This window comes from Dokdonella sp. (genome assembly GCF_019634815.1).
Taxonomy (GTDB): Bacteria; Pseudomonadota; Gammaproteobacteria; order Xanthomonadales; family Rhodanobacteraceae; genus Dokdonella_A.
Map to the genome: position 1 here is coordinate 15051 of NZ_JAHCAP010000001.1, position 17966 is coordinate 33016.

Below are 17966 nucleotides of genomic sequence, written 5' to 3' on the forward strand. Positions count from 1 at the left end.
GAAACGAACAGGCCCGGCGTCATGCCGGGCCTGCGTTGATCGCAAAGGCGCGCTGAAGGAAGGCTTCAGCTTTCGAAGCCATCCTGGAAAATGATGTCGGTCGGCTTGAACGTCGCCGTCACCGTGCAATCGGCGGTCACTGGCGCCGTCTGGTACTGCAAGGGTGCGTTCAAGCTGCCTCCGCAACCGCTGACGGCATCGACACCGTAGTTGGTCTCGGGCGTGAGCGTGAAGGTCACGACCGAGTTTTCAGGCACGGTCTGTGGTCCCGCCGGCGACATCGCCCCGTGGGGTCCGGGTGCGGGCGTCACGGTCCAGGAGGGTCCGGTTTGCGCCGAGACGAAGCGATAGATCTTGCCGCCACCGTCGGTGAGATAGAGATTGCCTTCCTCATCCTCGCCGAAACCATAGGGCGACATCGACGGTGTTCCCGCGAGGATCTCGCGCGTCCAGGTCGGCAGCGCCGCGCCGGGGTTTGCAACCACGTAAATATTTGCCGAAACATTGTCGCTGAAGATGTACTGGCCGCGCAGCGGCACGATCGGGCCACGATAGACGTAACCCCCGATGATCGCGTAGGTGCCATCAGCCGAATGCCCGGTTTCGATTTTCGGTGGCACGCTGCCCGCCGGGCCGGTGCAGGGTGTCGCGTTGCCGGGATAGGTATGCAGCCCTTCGCAGGCGTTCCATTGGAAGTTCTGGCCGACGCTGCCGGCCGCCTGGAAGTCGATTTCCTCGTAACGGTTCTGACCAACCTCGCCGATCGTCATGTCGCCGGTCTGCCGGTCGAAGCTGAAGCGGAACGGATTGCGGAAGCCCCAGTTGAAGACTTCGGCGCAGTCGTTCGGGAACTGGCCGATGTCGGCAAACGGATTGTCGGGCGGAATTGCATAGGGTGCGGCGCCGCTGGCCGGTTTGCCGCAGAAGTTGGCCGGCACCGGCGCTGGCGTGGTGTTGTGCACGTCGATCCGGATGATCTTGCCCAGCAGGTAATAATTGGGACCGCTACCCGAGGTGTCGTGGCAGCTCGCCGGATTGTTGTCGGCCTTCTTGCGTCCGTTGCACTGGGCAAATCCGTTCGGGTCGCCCTGCACACCACCATCGCCCATCGACCAGTTGAGATAACCCTGCGCATCGAAGGCGATGTCGCCGCCGTTGTGATTGGAGGCAATGTCGGGCACGCGCAGCACCACGGTACCGGTCGGATTGGCGACATCGGGGTTGCCCGACACCGTGTAGCGCGCGAGCACCTGGTCGGCGGCCGCACCCAGGCGCGGATCGCCCGAAGGCGCGCTGTAGGTTACGTAGAACGTGCCGTTGTTTGCGTAGTCGGGGTCGAAGGCCAGACCGAGGATGCCTTGCTCGTTGCCGCAGCTCGGGTCGAGCGAAAGAAACGGCGTCGCCAACAGCACGCCGTTCTTGACCACGCGGATGGCTTCGCATTTCTCGACCACGAACAGGCGATTGCTGCCGTCGCCGGCATTGCGGACCGCGATCGGCTTGTCGAAGGTGGTGGATGCATCGGGCCAGCGTTCGAGATGAAGATCGGACGGAACGATTGCGGCCATTGCCGCGCTGGCGGCAAAGCCGGCAGCGACGATTGCGAACGAGTGCAGTACCTGCATGACAAACCCTCCAGGAGGTTATGGAAGCATTTTGCGGCAGCGGTGAATCAACTCCCGAAGCCGTTGGCGAAGCTCAGGTCGCCATGCGAGCGGGCACGACCACGAGACAGGCCATCAAGGCATAGCACGCGGCGAGCCCGTATGCGAGCAGAACGCATCGGAATCGTGACGGCCGGCAGCGCTTGGGGGCATGATCGGTCACACCCCTGTGCGCACGCACCGGCTTGGACTATGGTGGCGTTTTGTCCGGGGCATGCCATGACCGCCAAGACCGTACTCGTCACCGGCGCCAGCGCCGGCTTCGGCGCCGCCACGGCGCGTTGTTTTGCCGCCGCCGGCTGGCGCGTGATCGCCTGTGCGCGTCGTGCCGAGCGTTTGCATTCACTGGCGGCCGAGTTCGGTGAGCGCGTGCACATTGCGGCGTTCGACGTCCGCGATGCCGCGGCGATGCAGGCCGCGCTCGATGCACTGCCCGAGGATTTCCGCGACATCGACGTGCTGGTCAACAATGCCGGCCTCGCGCTGGGCACCGCCAAGGCGCCCCAGTGCGACCTTGCGCAGTGGCGGCAGATGATCGACACCAACATCACCGCGCTGGCCACGCTCACCCACGCATTGCTGCCGACCCTGATCGCGCGGCGCGGCGCGATCATCAACGTGAGCTCGATTTCGGCGACCTATCCCTACACCGGCGGCAACGTCTACGGCGGCACCAAGGCCTTCGTGACGCAATTTTCGCTCGGCCTGCGCAGCGACCTGCACGGCACCGGCGTGCGCGTGAGCTCAGTCGAACCGGGCATGGCGCAGACCGAATTCACGCTGGTGCGCACCGGCGGCGATCAGGCGGCCTCGGACACGCTCTATGCCGGCGCCCACCCGATCACCGGCGATGACATCGCGCAGACGATCTGGTGGATCGCCAACCTGCCGCCGCACCTCAACATCAATCGCATCGAGGTGATGCCGACCAGTCAGTCGTTCGCGGGCTTCCAGGTCGCGCGCGACTGAGCCGCGCACATCACTCCTGGCTGAGGTAGGTGTAGCCGATGAGTCCGGCTTCGAGCGCGGCGCGCAGATGCTGCGCCTCATCGCCTGCCAAACCCGCCGCGGCGATGCGCGCATCGTAGGCGGCACGCAGCGCCGCGAGATCGTAGCCGACATAGTCGAGCATGAGATCGACGCTGTCGCCACGGCGCTGGTCCTCGAAGCGGAACCCTGCGCCATCGAGGCGCACGTTGACCGCGTCGGTGTCGCCGAACAGGTTGTGGATGTCGCCGAGCGTTTCCTGATAGGCGCCGACCATGAAGATGCCCAGCCGGTAGGGCTCGCCCGCGCGCGGCGCGTGCAGCGGCAGGCTCACGTCCAGGCCATCGGCTTCGACGTAGCGATCAATGCGGCCATCCGAATCGCAGGTGAGATCGGCGATCACGCCGCGGCGGTCGGGCGCTTCGTCGAGCCGCTCGATCGGCACGATCGGAAACACCTGATCGATCGCCCATACATCGGGAATCGACTCGAACACCGAGAAATTCACGAAATACTTGTCGACCAGGGTCTCGGCGATCTCGTCCAGCGCCTGCCGGTGCATGCGTTCGTCTGGCTTGAGGCGCGTACGCACTGCATTGATGACGGCGTAGTAGAGATCATCGAGCTGGGCGCGCTCGTCCAGCGTGAGCTGGCCCAACGAAAACAGCGAATAACCTTCGGCGAGCTGGTACTGGGCCTCGTGCCAGGACTCGGTAGGCGGGGTGTGGTCGATTTCGGCGAGCACTTCGCGCAGGCGCCGCAGCACACTCGCCTCGTCCGCATGCGCGGGCGGAATCGCGCCACGCGGCGCGGCCTCGATCTCGCTCACGTCGACCACCAGCACCGCATGATGCGCGGTCAACGCGCGGCCCGACTCGGTGAGGATATGCGGCGGCGCCAGCGCATGCGCGGCGCAGGCCTGCGCCAGTACGCCGACGATCGCCGATGCGTATTCGCCCAGGCCGTAGTTGATCGAGCAATCCGAGCGCGAGCGCGTGCCTTCGTAATCCACGCCCAGGCCGCCACCGACATCCATGTGCGTGATCGCATGCCCCATGCGCGAGAGCTCGACGAAATAGCGCACCGCCTCGCGCATGCCGTTGGCGATGTCGCGCACATTGGACATCTGCGAACCCATGTGGAAATGCAGCAGCTTGAGCGTATCGCCCAGGCCCGCCGCCTTGAGTTCGTCGAGCAGGGTGAGGAGCTGACGCGGCGTGAGCCCGAACTTGGCCTTGTCGCCACCGGAGTTCTGCCACTTGCCCGCGCCCAGGCTCTTCAGGCGCATGCGCACGCCGAGCAAGGGCTGCACGCCCAGCACGCGCGCTTCCTCGATCACGTGGCGCAGCTCGGACGGCTTTTCGATGACGATGAAGATCTCGAGTCCGAGCTTGCGCCCGATCAGCGCGAGGCGGATGTATTCGCGATCCTTGTAGCCATTGCAGATCACCGTGCTGCCCGCCCTGGCCAGCGCGAGCACGGCCATGAGCTCGGGCTTGGAGCCGGCTTCCAGCCCGAAGCCCGCATCGCCGCTGGCCGCCAGCGCGCCGGCAACCTGCTTCTGCTGGTTGACCTTGATCGGATAGATCAGCGTGTAGCGACCACCGTAATCCCAGTCGCGCATCGCCTGCGCGAACGCACCCTGCAGGCGTGAACGACGATCATCGAGGATGTCGGCAAAACGCACCAAGAGCGGCAAGCGCGCACCGGCAGCCTGCGCCGCATCGACGACCTCGGGCAAGGCCAGCGCCGGGCCATCACCGCGCCGCGGCCGCACCAGCAGCTTGCCGCCCGCGCCGACATCGACGTAACCCGCACTCCAGTGCGGCACCGCCCAGGTCTCGCGCGCGGCATCGATGTCCCACTGCGGCTTGTTCACCCTTGCCTCCGGTCATGCATTCGAGCGCGCTAGTGTAACGAGCAAGCACGGCCCCTGCGTGTCGGACGCGCACCAAGCGGCTACAATTGGCGGTCCGGCCAGCCCCGGATCGACCGCATGAAGGACACCATGATGACAGCCACACCCACGGGCGCTGCCGAGACCTGGTTCAGCGAGCAGCATGCGCGCTCGGGTTCCTCCTTCGGCCTGCGCGTGAACGCGCGCCTGCATGCCGAGCAGACCCCGTTCCAGACGATCGAGATCTACGACACGACCGACTGGGGCAAGCTCATGGTGATCGACGGCTGCACCATGGTGTCCACGCGCGACAATTTCCTCTATCACGAGATGATGTCGCATCCCGCGCTGTTCACCCACGCACGCGCCAAGCGCGTGGTGATCATCGGTGGCGGTGACTGCGGCACGCTGCGCGAAGTGCTCAAGCACGAGGAAGTCGAGCAGGCCGTGCAGGTCGAGATCGACGAACGCGTGACGCGCCTGGCCGAGCAGTATTTCCCCGAGCTGTGCGCGTCCAACCATGATCCGCGCGCGCAGCTGTTGTTCATCGACGGCATCAAGTACATGGCCGAGCAGGATCCCGAGTCGATCGACCTCATCATTGTCGATTCGACCGATCCGGTCGGCCCGGCCGAAGGGCTGTTCAACGCCGCCTTTTATGCGAGCTGCTTCCGCGCGCTGCGTCCGAGCGGGATCCTCGTGCAGCAGAGCGAGTCGCCACTGGTGCACCTGGACCTGATCAAGGCGATGCGCACCTCGATGCGCATGGCGCATTTCCAGGCCGTGCGCACGTTGCTGTTCCCGCAGCCCTTGTATCCGACCGGCTGGTGGAGCTGCACGATGGCGCGCAAGAACGCCGATCTCAGCGACTTCCGCGAGCGCGGCGCCGCCCAGCGCCAGTTCGATACGCGCTACTACAGCGTGGAAACGCACAAGGCCGCGCTGGCGCTGCCGCCATTCATGCGCGAAGCACTGGGCGAATGAGCGCTCGCGCGCGCGGCAGCCGCCGAGCGATGCGCCACACCGGCCCCATGCGTCGCGGTCCGGGCTGAAGCGATGTCGGCGGTTTCCGCCTTCGGCCTGATCCTGGCGATGATTGTCGTCGGCAAGGTTCTGGCGTGGCGGCGCGTGGTGCCCGATCGGTCGGCAGACACGCTCAACCTGGTCGTGCTCTACGTCTGCCTGCCTGCGGCGGTGTTGCTGTACGCGCCGCGGCTCACCTTCGATCTGGACCTGGCGGGCCTGGTCGCGGTGCCGTGGCTGATCCTCATCGCCGCAAGCACGCTCACCCTGCTGCTTGCGCGTTGGCTGCGCTTTTCACCTGCGCTCACCGCGGTGCTGCTGTTGCAGATTCCGCTGGGCAACACCTCGTTTCTCGGCTTTGCGCTGATGCCTGCACTCGCCGGCGAGGACGCGCTGCGCTATGCGGTCGTCTACGACCAGTTCGGCAGCTTCATCATTCTCTCGACCTTCGGCCTGATCACGATCGGCCTCTACAGCGGCCAGCGCACCAGCCTGCGCGCGATCCTCGTGCGCATCGTCACTTTCGTGCCGTTCATCGCGCTCGTGCTCGCGCTCACGCTGATGCCACGCGACTACCCGCCGGTGATCGCAGGCCCACTCAAGCTCCTCGCCGACAGCCTGCTGCCGCTGGTCGCGCTCGCCAGCGGGATGCAATTGCAGTTGCGACTGCCGCAGCACCATCGCCTGCCGCTGGTCTATGGCCTGGGCGCCAAGCTGCTGCTCATGCCGCTGCTGGCCCTGGGTCTGGCGAGCCTGCTCGGCCTCGACAGCCAGATGCGCGCGGCGGCAGTCTACGAGACCGCGATGCCGCCGATGATCACCGCGGGCGCGCTGCTGGCATTGGCGAAGCTCGAGCCGGAATTGGCCGCGGCGATGGTCGGTTTCGGCCTCATCGCTTCGATGGCGACCCTGCCGCTGTGGCATGTCCTGCTAGGCGCCTAGCAGGATCGGAGCGCAGGCTCCGGCGGCGGGATCCAAACCCCTGCGCACGCCCCGCGGAACGCTCGGTCCATCCGCGCGCGCCTCGCCGCAGGGCTGTGCAGCAGCCGATGCTATCGTGCGCGTCGCGGCCCCCCCCGGAGTCCTGCCATGCAACGCGCCTTCCTGATCCTCGCGACCGCCTTGATCAGCTGCAGCGCACAGGCGGGCGACCGCATCACCGGAAAATCATTCGCCACCCGCTCGGAAGTGATCGCCACGCACGGCATGGTGGCGACCTCGCATCCGCTGGCGACCCAGATCGGTCTGGACGTGCTCAAGCGCGGCGGCAGCGCGGTGGATGCCGCGATTGCAGCCAATGCCGCGCTCGGCCTCATGGAGCCGGTGTCCAACGGCGTCGGCGGGGATCTGTTCGCGATCGTGTGGGATGCGAAGACGAAGAAGCTCTACGGCTACAACGGCTCGGGACGCTCGCCCAAATCCTTGACCCTGGCGTGGTTCAAGGAGCATGGCTACACCGCGATTCCGCCGCTCGGTCCGCTGCCGGTGAGCGTACCCGGCGCGGTCGACGGCTGGTTTGCACTGCATGGGCGCTTTGGCAAGTTGCCGATGAAGGATGTGCTGGCACCGACGATTGCCTATGCGCGCGAGGGCTTTCCGGTCACCGAGCTCATTGCACATTACTGGGCATTGTCGGTACCGAAACTTGCGAAATTTCCGGGCTTCACCGAGCAGTTCACGCTCGCCGGCAAGGCGCCGGCCAAGGGCGAGATCTGGAAGAACCCGAACCTCGCCGACACCCTGCAGGCGATCGCGCGCGGCGGCCGCGACGCCTTCTACAAGGGCAGGATCGCGCACACGATCGCCGACTACATCAAGGCGCAGGGCGGCTTTCTCTCGTTCGATGACCTCGCCAGCCACCACGGCGAATGGGTCGAGCCGATCTCGACCAACTATCGCGGCTTCGACGTCTGGGAGCTGCCGCCCAACGGTCAGGGCCTGGCCGCGCTGCAGATGCTCAACATCCTCGAGGGCTACGATTTCTCGAAGATCCCGTTCGGCAGCGCCGAGCATGTGCATCTGTTCGTCGAGGCCAAGAAACTCGCCTTCGAGGATCGCGCGAAGTTCTATGCCGATCCGGCCTTCGCCAAGGCACCGATCGAGGGACTGTTGTCGAAGGACTATGCCGCGCAGCGGCGCAAGCTGATCTCGCCCGACCAGGCGATGAAGGCGGTCGAGCCGGGCACCCCGCCGCTGGGCGGCGACACCATCTATCTCACCACCGCCGATCAATGGGGCAACATGGTCTCGCTGATCCAGTCGAACTTCCGCGGCATGGGTTCGGGCATGTCGCCGCCGGGGCTGGGCTTCATCCTGCAGGACCGCGGCGAGCTGTTTGCGCTGGTGGATGGCCACGCCAACACCTACGCGCCGGGCAAGCGACCGTTCCACACCATCATTCCGGCCTTCATCACCAAGGACGGCGCGCCGTGGCTGAGCTTTGGCCTCATGGGCGGCGACATGCAGCCGCAGGGCCACGTGCAGATCGTGATGAACCTGATTGATTACCACATGAACCTGCAGGAAGCAGGCGATGCGCCGCGCACCCAGCACGAAGGCTCGACCGCGCCCGATGGCCAGGCCACGCCGATGAACGATGGCGGCTGGGTCGATCTGGAATCGGGCTTTGCCTACGAAAGCGTGCGTGGCCTCATGCGCAAGGGACACTCGGTGCGCTTTGCCGACGGCCCCTATGGCGGCTATCAGGCGATCGGCTGGGATGCGAGCACGCGCACCTACACCGGCGCCTCGGAAGGCCGCAAGGACGGCCAGGCCTCCGGTTACTGAAGCGGACGTCGTTTGGTGAGGCGGCGCGAGCGGTGTACGCTGCGCGGCATTGCAGACCGGCGGAGGCATGATGCTCAAGGTACTGGTGGCAAGTTCCAAGGGTGGCGCGGGCAAGAGCACGATCGCGACCAATCTGGCCGCAAGTTTTGCGGTCGACGGCAAGAACACCGTACTGGTCGATGCCGACCGTCAGGGTTCGAGCCTGCACTGGTGCGAACGCCGCGCGATCCATCCCGACGCGGTACTCGGAGTGCCCGGCCTGCGCCGCGACTGGGCCAGGCAGGTTCCCGCCGATGCCCAGTGCGTGATCATCGACACGCCCGCTGGTATCCGCGCCAACGAAGTCGCCGAATGGCTCGACTATGCCGACGTGCTGGTGGTGCCGGTACTGCCCTCGGCCATCGATCTGGAAGCCACCACGCCGTTTCTCGAGGAAGTCGCGGCCCTGCCGCGCGTGAAGAAGGGCAAGGCCACGGTCGGCCTCGTCGCCAACCGCCTCAAGCCCTGGACCAACGCTTCGCAAGCCGCGGTCGAGGAAATGCAGACGCTGGGCTTCCCGCTGGTGGCGCAGCTGCGCGACACCCAGGGCTACGTGCTCGCCAATGCGCTGGGCAAGAGCATCTTCGACTACCACTCCGAGCAGGTGCGCTCGCACCAGGAAGACTGGGCCAAATTGATCCGCTGGCTCAAGAAGCACGCCTGAGCCGCGCCGACGGAGTGGGCGAAGCAGGCGGGTCGACTCGCCGGCCCGTTTGCATGTGCTGACATGCCTTTGCGTGGTCTTTGCGCAGCGCAGGTCAGCCATTTCGCGCCCGGCGCGTTCAAAGCCGGTGCAGCCCTCCCCGCTGCGAACCGGAGATGCCCCGATGCAAGTCCTTTCCCGCTCCCTCACCCGCTGCGCGCTCGCCGCCGCCTGCCTGCTCGGCATGGCCGCCGCAGGCGCAGCCACGCCGCCCGCTACCACCCCGGGCGCGCAGCCCGTGTCGGCACCGGCCCATGCGCGCCAGCGCCTCGACGCCAATGGCGATGGCCAGGTCAGCCGCGCCGAATACCAGGCCTGGATCGATGCGCGCTTCGCCAGGATCGACACCAATGGCGACGGCGTTGTCAGCGTCGGAGAAATCATCGATTCGCCGGCGGCGCGCCAACGGGCCGAGCGTCGCGCGCGACGTTTCGTCGAGCGCTTCGCCGCACCCGGCAGCAGTCAGGTGTCGCGCAGCGACTTCGAGACGGCGCTGATGGTCCGCTTCGATCGCGTGGCCGACGGTGGCGACACGGTATCGCTCGACCAACTGCGACCCGACCATCCCCGCGGACCGCGCAAGCACGACGCGCCCGGGCATTGAGCGCCCGGCGCCGGTCCCGAGCCCGGCGCGGGCAAGTGCGCGTGCAGCGCCGGTAACATGGGCTGCGACATGACTTGACCACAACCGTCCCGGTTGCGGCATCATCGTCGCAGTCCAACGGAGTGATCAGCCATGAGCACGCGTGACCTCATCCTCGTTCGTCACGCGCATGCGCAAAATGCAGCGTCCGGCCAAGGCGACCTCGAACGCACCTTGAGCGCCACCGGGATCGCCGAAGCCGACGCCGCCGGACTCTGGCTCAAGCAGCACGGTGCCACGCCCGATCGTGTGCTGTGTTCGCCTGCACAGCGCGCACAGGCGACCTGCGAGCGGCTGGTCGGCGCGCTTGGCTGCCCGCGCGCAACGGAAGACGCGCGCATCTACGAGGCCACGCCGGCGACCCTGCTGCGCATCCTCGATGAGCACACCGACGCCCGCTGCCTTATGCTGGTCGGCCACAATCCAGGCTTCGAATCGCTGCTGGCCCTGCTCAGCGAGGGCGCCTCCGATGCCGGCCGTGGCATGCCACCGGGTGCTGTCGCCTGGTTGTCCCTGCCGCAGGGTGAAATCGAGCCGGGCCAAGCCCAGGTCCGCCACTTCTGGTGGCCCTAGGACGTGACCGATGCGCCCCGTGCTGCTCGCGCTCGCGCTGGTGGCCGTGCTGCTGGCCCGCGAGGCGTCCGCGAGCGATGACGGCCGCTTCATGCGCCTGGATGCGCAGCGGTCGAGCGGCAGCTTCCGCGTCAAACTCATCTGGCTGTTCGGCATCGATGGCGAGTTCGGCCGCATCGACGGCGAGATCCGCCGCAATGACTTTCGCGACAGCCTGCAGGTGACGGCACGCGTGGATGTGCGCAACCTGCACATGGCCAGCTCGCGCCAGGAGACCTGGGCCAAGTCGGAAGAGTTCTTCGATGCTGCCCACCACCCGCAGCTCAGCTTTGTCTCCGATGAATTCGCCCGCCTGCGTTTGCGCGAAGGTGGCGAACTCACCGGCCGCCTGACCGTGCGCGGCATCACCCAGCCAGTACGCCTCGAACTCCTGCCTGCGCAATGCGCGCATCCGGCTTTCGAGTGTCCGATCCGCGTCAATGGTTCGATCCGCCGCTCGCGGTTCGGCATGACGAGCCATCGCGGCACGCTCGCCGACAAGGTCGAAATCGACTTCAACATCTTTGTCGCTGGCGACACCGCACGTGACGCCTTGGCACCGGGATGAGCGTGATCGCAGCGTCATCACCAGGCGCCTGCCTGCTGCGCTGGCTGGCAGTCACCAGCGTGCTGCTGCTTGGCGCTTGCGGCCTCAATCGGCCGCTCGCGCGTCAAGCCGCCCATCTGGTTGCGCAGGAGCGTCCGACCGCACTCGACTGCGATCGCGCCGACCATTGCGCGCTCGCTTCGCCCTACATGGAACTCGCCGATGCCGCGCGCCGGGACGATCGCGACGGGGCGCCGGCACACGTGGTCGATGTGCTCGAGCAGGGCGCCGAGTCATTGCAGATCCGCGTCCATTTGATCCGTGCCGCACGGCACAGCATCGACATCCAGACCTTCATCTGGGCCGAAGACGACGCTGGCTGGCTGGTGCTCGACGAGCTGATCGCGGCGGCGCGGCGCGGGGTCAAGGTGCGCATCCTCGCCGACCAGCTGTTTTCACTGGATGACGAGGAGTGGCTCGCCCGCATCGCTCGCGCCCACGTCAATCTCGAGTTCCGTCTCTACAACCCGACCTTCGACAAGGCCGTGACCCAGCCGGTGGATTTCGCCGCCAGCATCCTGTGCTGCTTCTCGCGCTTCAACCAGCGCATGCACAACAAGTTGTTTCTCGTCGATGGTGAGATCGGTATCGCCGGCGGGCGAAACTACGAGAACCGCTATTTCGACTGGGACCAGACCTTCGACTACCGCGACCGTGACGTGCTGGTGATCGGTCCGCGCAGCGGCGCGCAGATGCAGGCCTCGTTCGAGCAGTTCTGGAAGCATCCGCGCGCGGTGCCGCTGACCCGCCTCAACGATGTCAACCATCGCCTTGTCCGCGACGGACTGCAGCATCGGGCACTGCAAGCGCCGCCCGACATCGACCAGTCACGGGTTGACGCGCTGCGCGCACGCGCGGTCGACCCGCAGGCGATGCAGGCATTGGCGGCGCGCGCACAATGGGTCGGTGCGGTCGACTACTTTTCCGACGCACCGGACAAGGCCCAGCGCGCCGATGATCCGGCCCTGCTCGCGCTGACCACGCGCATCAGCGACTTGTTGTTGCAGGCAAAGCACGAGGTCGTGCTGGAGACGCCCTATCTTGTGTTCAGCCGCAAGGCGCGCCGGATCTTCCGCTATCTGCACAAGCGCAAGGATCCGGCGCAAGTGATCGTCTCGACCAACTCGCTCGCTGCGACCGATGCGTTCTACGTCTATGCGCTGTCCTACAAGTACAAGAAGCGCTATCTGCGCAGCTATGGCTTTCGCATCCACGAGTTCAAACCGTTCCCGCAGGATGCTGCCGAGTTCATCGCCGACTACGACGCGCTCGCTGGCGGTGACAACGCGGGTCGCTACCAGCGCTACGCGCAGGCGCCGCTCAGACGTGGCGGCGTGCGCTTGGGCCTGCATGCCAAATCGCTGGTGATCGACCGCGCGATCACCATCATCGGATCGCACAACTTCGATCCGCGCTCGGACAACTACAACACCGAATCCGGCTTCATCATCGCCGACGTGGCGGTCGCGGCGCGCGTGCAGGCGGCGATCCTGCGCAATACCGCGCCGGGGAATGCCTGGCTGATCGCGCCGCGCCAGCGCAATGGCTTGCTGGCACGGATCAACGAACCGATCGCGGACCTGTCCGCGCGCCTGCCCTTGTTCGACCTGTGGCCGTTCCGCTACAGCTCGAGCTTCGAGCTCGATCCCGGTTGCGCGCCGTCAAGACCCGAAGATCCGGGATTCTATGCCTGCCACCGTGATGTCGGCGATTTCCCCGAGGTCGACCTGCCGCTCAAGACCATCTACACGCGCATCATCACCGCCTTCGGCGCCGGCCTCGCCGGGATCCTCTGAGGCGCACGGCGATTGACGTGGCCGGCCCCGCCTCGATAGTCTGTGCCGCTCTTTGCCGTGGAGATTTCCGCATGTCGCTCGCGATCACCATCGAACTCGGCGATGCCGATCTCCAGCACTTCATCGACGCGATGAAGAAGGCGCAGGAGAACACCAAGAACCTTTCTCCGCAGCAGATTGCCGACGCCGCCACCCAGCTGCTCGCTGACGGCCACAAGATCCAGGTGCCCGACTTCATCGCGCAGCGGCTGCACAAGCTCGACCTGATGATTTCGATGGTCAATGACGAAGGCTTCGGCTTGCCTGCCGAAGACAGGCAGCGCGTGCTCGCCTGCCTGACCTATTTCGCCAATCCGCAAGACATCATCCCCGACAACGTGCCGGTATTGGGCTTCCTCGACGATGCCATCATGATCGAGCTGTGCCAGCGCGAGCTGCATCACGAACTCGACGCCTACGAGGACTTTGTCGATTTCCGCAACCGCGAGGCGGCTGCTCGCGGTGTCGATCCGGCCACACTCAAGACCCAGCGCGTGGACTGGGCCGAAGCACGCCGCGTCGAAGTGATCGATCGCATGCGCAAGCGGCGCGGTCAGAGCTATCAATCCAACGATGGCTGGCGTCCGCGTCTGTTCTCCTTCGGCGGCTGAAAACACACCGCCACACCGGAACACGGGGCCGCGCAAGCGGCCCTTTTCATTGGCCGCCAGACCCGGCTCAGTGCGTGGAGATCTGTGACAGCAGCCCAGTCGAGGCGCCGCCCAGAATCACCAGCGCAACTGCACAGACCGCCAGCGGCAGACCGAACATGAGCAGGTTGATCAGCCAGCCATACCAGGGCATCGGTGGCCGCTGCGCGGGTGGTGGATTGCCCGGTTCGACCGCGCGAAACACCACCAGGGTGCTCGCCACATAGTCATGCAGGGCCTGCTTGCGTGCAGTGAGGCCGGCCATCAGGTAGCCGATGTTGAAGATCATCCCGGACAGGATCTTGGCGAAATGGCGACCACTGGCGCGGCCGAAGCCGATGCGATGGCCATTGTCATCGACCACCTTGAGGCCGAGCGCACGCTTGCCCGGCGTCGCCTGCCAGGAACTGCATTCAAACAGGGCGAAATACAGCCACTGGCCGACGAAGGCGAGGCTGGCGATGAGCATGACCGTACCGATCAGCGAGGCCAGATCTTCCACCCTGCCGCCCTGCAGGGCATGCACCAGGGTGCCCGAGAGCAGCATGACCTGGATTCCCGCCAGAACCAGACCAATCAGCAGACCGTCGATGCCGAGCGCGGCGCAGCGCCGCCAGAAACCGGCATGGATCGTCGCCCCCGCAGGCAAGGGCAAGGCACCCAGCGCGTCGGTGGTCGGCGTCGCGGTCGCGGCGAGACTGTGCCCGCTGTCGACGGCCGGCGCTGCTCGATAACTGCGCAGGGTGTCGCGGCCCGACTGCGCCTCGGCATCAAAGGCGGCCACTGGCTCCTCGGCCGGCGGCGGTGGCGGTGCGCTGTCCGCTCGCGCCGAATAGGCCTGCCACTGGCTGCTGCCGACATCGGCCACCTGGATCGAGCGCGGCCACAGACCCCGCTCGATGCGATCGTCGACGAATACGCGCGGCACCGGCCCGCGCGCGCCTCCTGCCAGCACGACGAACAGATCGCCGCGCCCGTCAGGCGCGCAGATTTCGGTCTCGGCGCCGAGTGCGGCGATACCCGAAGCGAGCGTCTGCAGCTTGCCCAGATCATCGCCTTGCTTGATCGTCAGCGGTGCACGCGCGACCAGTCGCGCCTGCAGCTTGTCGGCATCCAGGCGCAAATACACGGCCAGCCGTGGCCACACCGTGGCGGCATCGAAAGCGGGAAGGATGTCCCCGGTGAGAACGAGAGCGTAGCTTCCGCCCGACATGCAAACCCCCTCTGGTCGACCGCGTTGCCATCCACTCCCTGCGCGGTGGTTTGAACAGGTCCCGAGGCTCCCTCGACACCCTTTGCGCGGCACGATGGACGCGCGCCGCGGAAATCCAGACCGGTGCAGGATAGCCTTTTCCACACCCGGGCATGCAAGCCTCCGCAGCTTGACGGCTCCGGCGGCGCCGGGATGACTTATGCTTGGGCGAACCTCATACCGCGCGCAACGACCGGGAGCGCAACATGAACTCCTCGCCGACTCCGACCCTGCCCGCGGCGGATCCGACCGCGACCGGGCAGACCTGTCCCAACTGCGGTGCGCCGAAACTCGGACCGTTCTGCCAATCCTGCGGCCAACCCGAAAAAGGCATGGTCCGCCATCTGGCCAGCGTGATGTCGGACATTGCCGACACCCTGTTCAATGTCGATTCGCGCATCTTCCGCACCTTGCCTGCGCTGTTCCTGCGCCCGGGCTTCCTGACCAACGAGTACTTCGCCGGACGGCGCACGCGCTACGTGACACCGTTCCGGCTGTTTTTCTTCCTGTGCCTGATCGCATTCTTCGCGATCCAGGTCGGGACCGGCATCACCTCGGTGCAGTCATTGCGGCTGGGCGACAGCGAATCGGGCGAATTGCTCGAGCAGATCGCATCGGCGCAGACGCCCGAGGATCTCCGGCAAGCCACCGAAAAGTATGCGGCGACGCTGGAAACCGCCAAGTCCGCGGCACGCATTTCGAGTCAGGCGGTGAAGGCGATACAGGCGCGGATCGATTCGGGCAACGAGCTTTCGCGCAAGCGCCAGGCCTTTCTCGTCGAGCGTGCCGCGGCGATCGCCGCGGGCAAGCCGACACCACCTGATCCGGCGATCAGTCGCGGCATCGAGATCAACGGCGCGGTTTGGCAGCCGACCGCGGAAAGCACGCGCGTGTCCTGGCTGCCCGATTTTGCCAACGCCCGCCTGCTGCAGATGGCGCAACGCACCGCCGCCAATCTCAAAAGCGCGCGCCACGATCCATCGCATCTGATCGAGGGCGTGTTTTCGGTGCTGCCACAGACGATGTTCGTGCTGATGCCGCTGCTCGCCCTGCTGCTCAAGATCGCCTATTTGTTCAAGCGGCGCTTGTACATGGAGCACTTCCTGGTGGCGCTGCACGCCCACGCCTTCGTGTTTCTGTCGCTGCTCCTGCTCGTGCTCGTCAATCTGATCAACAGCTGGGCGCTGCTGCATGCCGGTTGGCTGGTGACCCTGTGCGGCTGGATCAGTGCGGCGATCTGGACCTGGATCATCGTTTACCCGCTGCTGATGGCCAAGCGCGTCTACCGTCAGGGCTGGTTCATGACGACGATCAAGTTCTGCTTCGTCGGCCTGGGCTATCTGATCCTGCTCGGCTTCGGCCTCGCCGGCGCGATCATCGCGAGCCTCGCGGCGACCTGAGCCGGGATCGCTTTGTCGTCAGGGCTGCGGCGGCGCTGGCGGCAGGCTGTCGGCATAGTCACGCAAGGCCTGCACCGACAGTTCGCGCAGGCGCTCGCGTTCGGCGGCACGCTGCGTCGCCGGCAGGGCGCGCAGATGGGCGCGCAAGGCGTGTCGCTGCGGCACCGTCAGTTCCGCCAGCCGGGCGAAGCCGGCGCGCTCGTGCTCGGCCTGTGCGCCGGCGATGAAGGCACTGCGCTGCGCGGGCGTCATCGCATCGAATTGCGCGCGCAGCTCGGCGCGGCGCTGTGGCGACATCGCCTTGAAGCGCGCGAAGGCTTCCCGCAGGTGCTGTTGCCGCTCCGCCGGCAGGGCGCGAAAGCGGGCGCGGCGCTGGGCCAGTTCGGCACGCTGGTCCGGACTCATCGCCGCCCAGCGCGCAAGCCAGCGCGAGAGTTTCTCGCGCTGCGCCGGAGTGGCGTCCTGCCAACGCGCAGCCAATTGCCGCAAGCGCAGTTGCTGACGCGCGTCGAGCGTGGCCCACTGGCCCTGCAAGGGCGCCAGCACCGATTTCTCGGGCGAACTGAGCGTCGTCCACGGCTGCCGCTGCGGCGCGGGGGCGGGCTGCGCCCGCAACGGTGCAGCCAGCACCCATGCCAGCACGAAAGCCAGTGCAAGGCGAGCGGTCACGGCACGCAACGGACTCCAGCAGCTTCCATCCATCGGTGTTTCCTCAGCCCTGACCGGGTCCGCCCGAAGCGGCCAGCCAGGCATAGAAATCGAGGTTCTCGTAGAGCTCGTCGCTGTCCGGATCCGCGACAGCGAGATCGGCATCTACATCGGCCTGCGTGCTTGGCGCGACGACTGGCGTGGGCGCCGTCGCAGGGACTGGCGTTTGTCGGGAAAGGCCGAAGGCCAGCACCAGCACGGCGGTCGCACCCAAAACACTCAGACCGAGCCACAACGGCCGCTGCGCGTGCGCCTTGCCCAAGGCGGCCTGACGCGCGCGATTGAGCCGCGACAGCGTCGCCGCGTCGATCTCGTGCAAGGATTCGTCGAGCAGGGCGCGTGATCGTTCGAGCCAGGGTTCGGAACGGGGATCGTTCATTGGTAAGGCTCCAGTTGCTCACGCAGACGCGCCAACGCGCGCGACAGATGCGTCTTCACGCTGCCCTGGCTGCAGCGCATTGCAGTCGCGGTCTGGGCCACATCGAGACCTTCCCAGATGCGCAGCAGGAAAGCCTGGCGCTGACGCAGCGGCAACGCGCGCAGGGCGAGGTCCAGCGCCGCGCCCGCCTCGCGATCGGCCAAGCGCGCGAGCGGGCCGGGTTCGCGCCCATCGGCGACCGCGAGCAGTGGGTCGGATTCCTCATCGGCATCGCCACCCAGGCGTCCGAGCCAGCCCGTCCAGCGGCTGCGCACCGCGTGGCGGCGATGCCAGTCGTGGATGCGGCTGTCGAGCACACGCCAGAACAGCGGTGCCCATTCCTCGGGCGTGCGCTGCCCATAACGACGCACAAAGCCGAACATCGCTTCCTGCACCAGATCGACCGCATCGTCGCGCTGGCGGATCGCCAGCTCGGCCACCCGCCAGGCGCGCCGTTCGACCCCGCGCAGGAAGGCATCCAGCGTGGCGGCAGCGGGGACCGCAAGCGGTGCCGCCAACTGGCTCGAATCAAACCCGCTCATCGGACAAACGAACACACCCATGAAGCGCCTGCAACGCCAACTCGACACCCGCCAGAACGCAGCGGCAGCGAATCGGTTGACCGCGTCGCAAAACCACCTCGAGGCAGCCGCGTCAAGGGGTTGTACACAATCGAAGGCTGTCGGGCGGACACGGGCGACGCAGCATGAACCGATTCCGACCACTCCCGCAACTCGCCAC

General features: G+C 66.4%; 17 protein-coding genes. 11 read left to right on the forward strand and 6 right to left on the reverse strand.

Going from position 1 to position 17966, the window contains the following annotated elements; genetic code table 11:
* Nucleotides 1-65: 65 nt before the first annotated feature.
* Entirely contained in the window at nt 66-1625 is a 1560-nt protein-coding gene (locus KF759_RS00055) for a PQQ-dependent sugar dehydrogenase (protein ID WP_291222072.1), read from the reverse strand.
* 258 nt (nt 1626-1883) lie between these two features.
* Here KF759_RS00055 and KF759_RS00060 point away from each other — a divergent pair, with 258 nt between their 5' ends.
* Nucleotides 1884-2633, forward strand: coding sequence for an SDR family NAD(P)-dependent oxidoreductase (locus KF759_RS00060; RefSeq protein WP_291222074.1), 750 nt, complete (start codon nt 1884-1886; stop codon nt 2631-2633).
* Between the two features lie 10 nt (nt 2634-2643).
* Here the strand turns inward: KF759_RS00060 and speA are convergent, their stop codons facing one another.
* Entirely contained in the window at nt 2644-4530 is a 1887-nt protein-coding gene (speA, locus tag KF759_RS00065; protein WP_291222075.1) for a biosynthetic arginine decarboxylase, read from the reverse strand.
* A gap of 132 nt (nt 4531-4662) precedes the next feature.
* Here speA and speE point away from each other — a divergent pair, with 132 nt between their 5' ends.
* The 9 genes from speE to KF759_RS00110 all read left to right on the forward strand — a co-directional run bounded on the left by speE (nt 4663) and on the right by KF759_RS00110 (nt 13408).
* The gene (gene speE / locus KF759_RS00070; protein ID WP_291222468.1) at nt 4663-5532 is read left to right on the forward strand and encodes a polyamine aminopropyltransferase; all 870 of its coding nucleotides are present in this window, start codon (nt 4663-4665) and stop codon (nt 5530-5532) included.
* 72 nt (nt 5533-5604) lie between these two features.
* A complete protein-coding gene (locus tag KF759_RS00075; protein ID WP_291222076.1) occupies nt 5605-6513 on the forward strand; it encodes an AEC family transporter in 909 nt (302 codons plus the stop codon).
* Nucleotides 6514-6660: 147 nt separating this feature from the next.
* A complete protein-coding gene (gene ggt, locus KF759_RS00080) occupies nt 6661-8358 on the forward strand; it encodes a gamma-glutamyltransferase (RefSeq protein ID WP_291222078.1) in 1698 nt (565 codons plus the stop codon).
* A 70-nt stretch (nt 8359-8428) separates the two neighbouring features.
* Nucleotides 8429-9061, forward strand: a complete 633-nt coding sequence (locus tag KF759_RS00085; RefSeq protein WP_291222080.1) for a ParA family protein — start codon at nt 8429-8431, stop codon at nt 9059-9061.
* 163 nt (nt 9062-9224) lie between these two features.
* Nucleotides 9225-9704: a hypothetical protein gene (locus tag KF759_RS00090; RefSeq protein ID WP_291222082.1), complete on the forward strand. Its 480-nt coding sequence runs from the start codon at nt 9225-9227 to the stop codon at nt 9702-9704.
* Nucleotides 9705-9836: 132 nt separating this feature from the next.
* Nucleotides 9837-10316 (forward strand): histidine phosphatase family protein, encoded by a 480-nt coding sequence (locus tag KF759_RS00095; protein WP_291222084.1) that lies wholly within the window; start codon nt 9837-9839, stop codon nt 10314-10316.
* 10 nt (nt 10317-10326) lie between these two features.
* Nucleotides 10327-10923, forward strand: coding sequence for a YceI family protein (locus KF759_RS00100; protein WP_291222086.1), 597 nt, complete (start codon nt 10327-10329; stop codon nt 10921-10923).
* Between the two features lie 2 nt (nt 10924-10925).
* On the forward strand, nt 10926-12758 hold the full coding sequence (locus tag KF759_RS00105) for a phospholipase D family protein (RefSeq protein ID WP_291222088.1): 1833 nt from the start codon (nt 10926-10928) through the stop codon (nt 12756-12758).
* A 71-nt stretch (nt 12759-12829) separates the two neighbouring features.
* Nucleotides 12830-13408 (forward strand): YkvA family protein, encoded by a 579-nt coding sequence (locus KF759_RS00110; RefSeq protein WP_291222090.1) that lies wholly within the window; start codon nt 12830-12832, stop codon nt 13406-13408.
* Between the two features lie 67 nt (nt 13409-13475).
* On the opposite strand, the gene KF759_RS00115 is transcribed toward KF759_RS00110, so the two are convergent.
* Entirely contained in the window at nt 13476-14660 is a 1185-nt protein-coding gene (locus KF759_RS00115; RefSeq protein WP_291222092.1) for an RDD family protein, read from the reverse strand.
* Nucleotides 14661-14905: 245 nt separating this feature from the next.
* On the opposite strand from KF759_RS00115, the gene KF759_RS00120 reads away from it, so the two are divergent.
* Nucleotides 14906-16099 (forward strand): DUF3667 domain-containing protein, encoded by a 1194-nt coding sequence (locus KF759_RS00120; RefSeq protein WP_291222094.1) that lies wholly within the window; start codon nt 14906-14908, stop codon nt 16097-16099.
* An 18-nt stretch (nt 16100-16117) separates the two neighbouring features.
* Here KF759_RS00120 and KF759_RS00125 read toward each other — a convergent pair whose 3' ends face one another.
* Genes KF759_RS00125 through KF759_RS00135 form a run of 3 tightly spaced genes read right to left on the reverse strand, consistent with a single transcriptional unit; the run spans nt 16118 to nt 17788 of the window.
* On the reverse strand, nt 16118-16801 hold the full coding sequence (locus KF759_RS00125) for a DUF3106 domain-containing protein (RefSeq protein WP_291222096.1): 684 nt from the start codon (nt 16799-16801) through the stop codon (nt 16118-16120).
* Nucleotides 16802-16811: 10 nt separating this feature from the next.
* On the reverse strand, nt 16812-17186 hold the full coding sequence (locus tag KF759_RS00130) for a hypothetical protein (RefSeq protein ID WP_291222098.1): 375 nt from the start codon (nt 17184-17186) through the stop codon (nt 16812-16814).
* Nucleotides 17183-17788 (reverse strand): RNA polymerase sigma factor, encoded by a 606-nt coding sequence (locus tag KF759_RS00135; RefSeq protein ID WP_291222100.1) that lies wholly within the window; start codon nt 17786-17788, stop codon nt 17183-17185. The genes KF759_RS00130 and KF759_RS00135 overlap by 4 nt, the downstream gene beginning before the upstream one ends.
* Between the last annotated feature and the right edge of the window lie 178 nt (nt 17789-17966).

Bases quoted from the DNA above. Each gene is read 5' to 3' on its own strand.
- KF759_RS00055 (WP_291222072.1), bottom strand. From the start codon at position 1,625: ATGCAGGTACTGCACTCGTTCGCAATCGTCGCTGCCGGCTTTGCCGCC.
- KF759_RS00060 (WP_291222074.1), top strand. From the start codon at position 1,884: ATGACCGCCAAGACCGTACTCGTCACCGGCGCCAGCGCCGGCTTCGGC.
- speE (WP_291222468.1), top strand. From the start codon at position 4,663: ATGACAGCCACACCCACGGGCGCTGCCGAGACCTGGTTCAGCGAGCAG.
- KF759_RS00075 (WP_291222076.1), top strand. From the start codon at position 5,605: ATGTCGGCGGTTTCCGCCTTCGGCCTGATCCTGGCGATGATTGTCGTC.
- ggt (WP_291222078.1), top strand. From the start codon at position 6,661: ATGCAACGCGCCTTCCTGATCCTCGCGACCGCCTTGATCAGCTGCAGC.
- KF759_RS00085 (WP_291222080.1), top strand. From the start codon at position 8,429: ATGCTCAAGGTACTGGTGGCAAGTTCCAAGGGTGGCGCGGGCAAGAGC.
- KF759_RS00090 (WP_291222082.1), top strand. From the start codon at position 9,225: ATGCAAGTCCTTTCCCGCTCCCTCACCCGCTGCGCGCTCGCCGCCGCC.
- KF759_RS00095 (WP_291222084.1), top strand. From the start codon at position 9,837: ATGAGCACGCGTGACCTCATCCTCGTTCGTCACGCGCATGCGCAAAAT.
- KF759_RS00100 (WP_291222086.1), top strand. From the start codon at position 10,327: ATGCGCCCCGTGCTGCTCGCGCTCGCGCTGGTGGCCGTGCTGCTGGCC.
- KF759_RS00110 (WP_291222090.1), top strand. From the start codon at position 12,830: ATGTCGCTCGCGATCACCATCGAACTCGGCGATGCCGATCTCCAGCAC.
- KF759_RS00115 (WP_291222092.1), bottom strand. From the start codon at position 14,660: ATGTCGGGCGGAAGCTACGCTCTCGTTCTCACCGGGGACATCCTTCCC.
- KF759_RS00120 (WP_291222094.1), top strand. From the start codon at position 14,906: ATGAACTCCTCGCCGACTCCGACCCTGCCCGCGGCGGATCCGACCGCG.
- KF759_RS00125 (WP_291222096.1), bottom strand. From the start codon at position 16,801: ATGGATGGAAGCTGCTGGAGTCCGTTGCGTGCCGTGACCGCTCGCCTT.
- KF759_RS00130 (WP_291222098.1), bottom strand. From the start codon at position 17,186: ATGAACGATCCCCGTTCCGAACCCTGGCTCGAACGATCACGCGCCCTG.
- KF759_RS00135 (WP_291222100.1), bottom strand. From the start codon at position 17,788: ATGGGTGTGTTCGTTTGTCCGATGAGCGGGTTTGATTCGAGCCAGTTG.